Genomic DNA, 3,970 nt, shown 5'->3' with positions numbered 1-3,970 from the left:
CGGGTCGTTTGCGGGAGAGTGTGAAATCCTACTCTAAGCTGACAGCGGTCGTTCGTGCAGCGCGCGGCGAAGGTCGGCTTCGAGCCCAGACTCACCGATGCTGCGGGGCGCGCGAATGTCGGCTTTCGTCCGGCGCGTCGCACCATGATGGAGTTAGTCAGCTTCCACCAAGTCACTCCGGGCATCGCGGATGATCATCCACGACGAATGCAGGAAAAGCCCCGCGATCGCGAACGCGACGATCAGGTCGGGCCATGCACTGCCAAGCCACGCGACCAGCCCGGCGGCGATGACCACGGCGAGGTTGCCGATGGCGTCGTTGCGAGAGAACAGCCAGACGGCTCGCATATTGGCATCACCCTTGCGGTGCTTTAGCAGCGGCAGCACCGCGAGGATGTTTACGATCAGCGCACCTACCGCGAAGGCTCCCATCAACCCGGCTTCTGGCGTGGTCTGGTTGAGGACACGCCAGAGCGTGCTGCCGACAACGCCAAGGCCCAGAAGGCCCAGAAACACGCCTTGGATCATCGCCGACCGCGCCCGCCATGTCAGGCTCCAGCCGATGGCGAGCAGGCCCAGAAACGTGATCGCACCATCGCCCAGAAAATCGAGCGCGTCTGCCTTCAGCGCCTGCGAACCGGACAAGAACCCGCCGAACATTTCGACCACGCCGTATCCGAGATTGAGCGCGACCACGATCCAGAGCGCGCGGCGATAGCTCGGGTCCTTGTAGGCCGGATCGGACGATGTATCGCCGTCCTCGATCTTCTCGAAACCGTAGCCGGTCGCGTCGAGCGCGGGCCGCACTTTCGGCAGATCGCCGTCCGCGATCCACAATGTCATGATGTGGGTGGCGGCGGACACTTTCACGTCGCCTTCGGCCACGCCCGCAGACCGGGCCGCGCGCTCGATCTCGGCGGCATCTTTCGCGCAGTCCATGCCTTGCACCCGCATTCGGATCGGGGAGGAGGCTGTCGCCAACTTGCTGTTATCGGGCTGGCTCATGTGCGATCCTTTTTGTGGTGGCGGGCGAAAAGGTACGCTGCTAACGTATCAGTGGATAATGATATGACAGCGCAAAACATTCAAGACGATCTTTCGGCACCCGATACACTGGAACTGCGGGCAAAGCTCTTCCGGGGCCTAAGCGATCCCAGCCGTCTGACGATCCTCGATGCGCTGGTGTCGGACGAACGCAACGTGCAGGAAATCGTCGGGCATACGGGTTTGGGTCAGCCCAACGTCTCGAACCATCTGCGCTGTCTGCTGGAATGCGGGCTGGTCAGTCGCCGCAGCAAAGGCCGCTTCGTTCGGTATCGTCTGGCGGACAGGCGGGTCGCCGATCTCATCCGTGATGCAGATCAGCTACTTGCCTCGACAGCCAACGGAGTTGATGCCTGCCAAAGCTATACGGACTAACCGGCGCGACCTGCTGCAATGTCCTATCGGTGCGCCAAACCTGAAGCAGCCATCTGCGCATCCGCAGCGAATGCACCCTTTGTCCCGCATAGTGTGAGTTCGAGCGCGGCGCTGCGAACGGCAGCTGTGGCTTCTACCTCTTCGGCCATTTGTATTCGCCGGTGAGAAGGATGTGGGCCCAGCTGAGGGGCGAGGTGTGCGCCAGCAGATCGGGCGGGACCGGGAGCTTCGCACGCTGGCGCTGTGTGACGGCCTCGCCCAGGCGGGCTGTGTTCCAGTGGATGACGATTGCGGCGAGGAGGTTGAGCGCGGCCATCCGAAAATGTTGGCCCTCGGCCGTCCTGTCGCGGATTTCGCCCTGTCGGCCGATCCGCAGAGCGTTCTTCAGCGCGTGGTGCGCTTCGCCCTTGTTGAGGCCGATCTGGACGCGGCGTTGCATGTCGGTGTTCAGGACCCATTCGATCATGAACAGCGTCCGTTCGACGCGGCCGACCTCGCGCAAGGCGACGGCAAGGTCGTTCTGGCGGGGATAGGACGCCAGCTTGCGCAGGATCTGACTGGGCGCGACGGTCCCGGCCGTCATGGTCGCCGCGATCCGCAGGATGTCGGGCCAGTTGGACGCGATCAGGTTCTCCCGGATCGTGCCGCCCGCCAGACCGCGCAGGTTCGGCGGCACGGCCTTCGGCTCGAAGACGTAGAGGCGCTTGGAGGGCAGATCGCGGATGCGCGGAATGAACCGGTGGCCGAGTATCGAGGTGACGGCGAAAACGTGATCAGTGAAGCCCCCGGTATCGGCATACTGCTCCCTGATCCGTTTGCCGACCTCGTTGTTCAGCAGCCCATCCAGGATGTAGGGCGCTTCGCTGACTGTGGCCGGAATGGTCTGCGACGCGAAGGGCGCGAACTGGTCGGAGACATGCGTGTAGGCCTTCAGCCCCGGCTCGCGCCCGTATTTCGCGTTGATCAGGTTCATCGCCTCGCCTTGCCGGGCGGTGGGGAAGAACTGTCCGTCGCTGGAGGCAGTCGTGCCCATGCCCCAGAACCTGGCCATCGGCAGAGCGGCCTGCGCTTCGACGACGCTCGCCAACGCGCGGGCATAAGCATCGCTTTCCACGTGCCAGCGCGAAATCCTCATCAGTTCCCAGAAGCCGTGGGAATTGCTGGCCTCGGCCATCTTGCTCAGACCGAGGTTAAGACCTTCGGCCAGAAGCACGTTCATCAGCCCGATCCGGTCCTTCGGCGGCGCACCGGTCCTGAGATGCGTGAACGCCTCGGTGAACCCGGTCGCGCGGTCCACCTCCAGCATGATGTCGGTGATCCGCGTCTCCGGTATGCGGCGGTAGAGATCGGACAGCAGGTCATCGGCCCCCTGCGGCGGCGCCGTCGGCAACCGGCTCAGATGAAGCACGCCGTTTGCAATTGATCCGCCGGGGATCGCGCCCGCTTTTGCGGCCTTGGCCAGCTTTTCGAGACCGATCTCCATTCGCGCATGGCGATCAGCCAGCCAGTCCTCGGGATCGAAGGGGACGGCGAGCCGCGCGTTTGCCTTTGCGGCCTGCGCAGGCACCAACACCTGTTTCAGATCGCCGTAACGCCGGGAGCGTTCCAGCCAGATATCGCCTGAGCGGAACGCGTCGCGCAGATGGAACATGACCGCGACCTCCCACAGGCGGCCGTCCCCGGAGGTCTGGGTCTTCAGATGGCGGTGCCACTTCGACGTGCGCCGCAGAAAATCCGTCGGCCGACTGTGAGCCCTGTCGAGCCGGATCAGCTCAGCCGCGTCCAGAAGGGGTTTGGCCACGTCCGCCCCGTCGATTTCAAGAAGCCGCAGCATCCGGGGCGCGTATCGACGAAACCGCTTATGCCCCTGAACGACATGAGTAATCGGGTCCGATGACAGCGTATCCGTCAATCGGGCCGCGACAGCGACGAGAGTCTGCAAATCCGTCCATCCCGGACTGGACGAGATGGCGTCCTCAAGAGACACGTCGTCGTTCTTCGCTTCGAGAAGGGCCGCTCCCATGTCGCGGAACGAGCGCAAGGTCTTCTGGACCTCCGGTTGCGCTCCGTCCATGCGGTCATCGCACAGCCGGGCGGCCTCCCGCCAGGTCCTGCCGACGATCCGGTCATGTGTCTCGACCACGGCATCGGCGATCGCGCGTCGCCATTCCGATACGCAGACGGCAAGGATTGCGTGGCGGCGGTCGCCCGGCAGATCACGCAATCCGTCCGCGAAATAGCGTTCACCCTGCCGACGCAGACGGGTGATGCGATGATCCGGAACATCGTGGAACGCATCCGGCGAAACGTCGATCTTGCGAAGGTAATCGAGCCGGTCGAGCAGCCGGCGTGCAGCGGCCGAATTGTTGCCGACCTCGAACTTGCGCAGCCAGACGAACCGGGTCAGCCGATCCTCGACCATCTCAAACAGCAGATCGTCGAGGGCCACGCATTCGTCATCGCTCAAGCGATCCGCAATCCTCGTCTCTATCCGTTTCTCGGCGGCGACGAGCGCGTCGGCGCAGAGGCGCTCGATGGTCGATATGGCGGG

Annotated in this window: 3 protein-coding genes; 1 reads left to right on the top strand and 2 read right to left on the bottom strand. The window is 63.8% G+C overall.

Annotated elements, in window-relative coordinates; all coding sequences use genetic code 11:
• Nucleotides 1-153: 153 nt before the first annotated feature.
• Nucleotides 154-1,005 carry a cation diffusion facilitator family transporter gene (locus Q0330_RS02505; RefSeq protein WP_299473948.1) on the bottom strand — a complete coding sequence of 284 codons (852 nt, stop codon included), beginning with the start codon at nucleotides 1,003-1,005 and terminating at the stop codon, nucleotides 154-156.
• 63 nt (nucleotides 1,006-1,068) lie between these two features.
• Between Q0330_RS02505 and Q0330_RS02500 the strand changes: the two genes are divergently transcribed.
• On the top strand, nucleotides 1,069-1,419 hold the full coding sequence (locus Q0330_RS02500) for a metalloregulator ArsR/SmtB family transcription factor (RefSeq protein WP_007803330.1): 351 nt from the start codon (nucleotides 1,069-1,071) through the stop codon (nucleotides 1,417-1,419).
• 133 nt (nucleotides 1,420-1,552) lie between these two features.
• On the opposite strand, the gene Q0330_RS02495 is transcribed toward Q0330_RS02500, so the two are convergent.
• A partial coding sequence (locus Q0330_RS02495) for a Tn3 family transposase (RefSeq protein WP_299473938.1) occupies nucleotides 1,553-3,970 on the bottom strand: 2,418 nt, incomplete at its 5' end.

Source organism: uncultured Paracoccus sp. (genome assembly GCF_937873615.1).
Lineage (GTDB): Bacteria > Pseudomonadota > Alphaproteobacteria > Rhodobacterales > Rhodobacteraceae > Paracoccus.
This window is presented reverse-complemented; position numbering and strand designations above follow the sequence as displayed.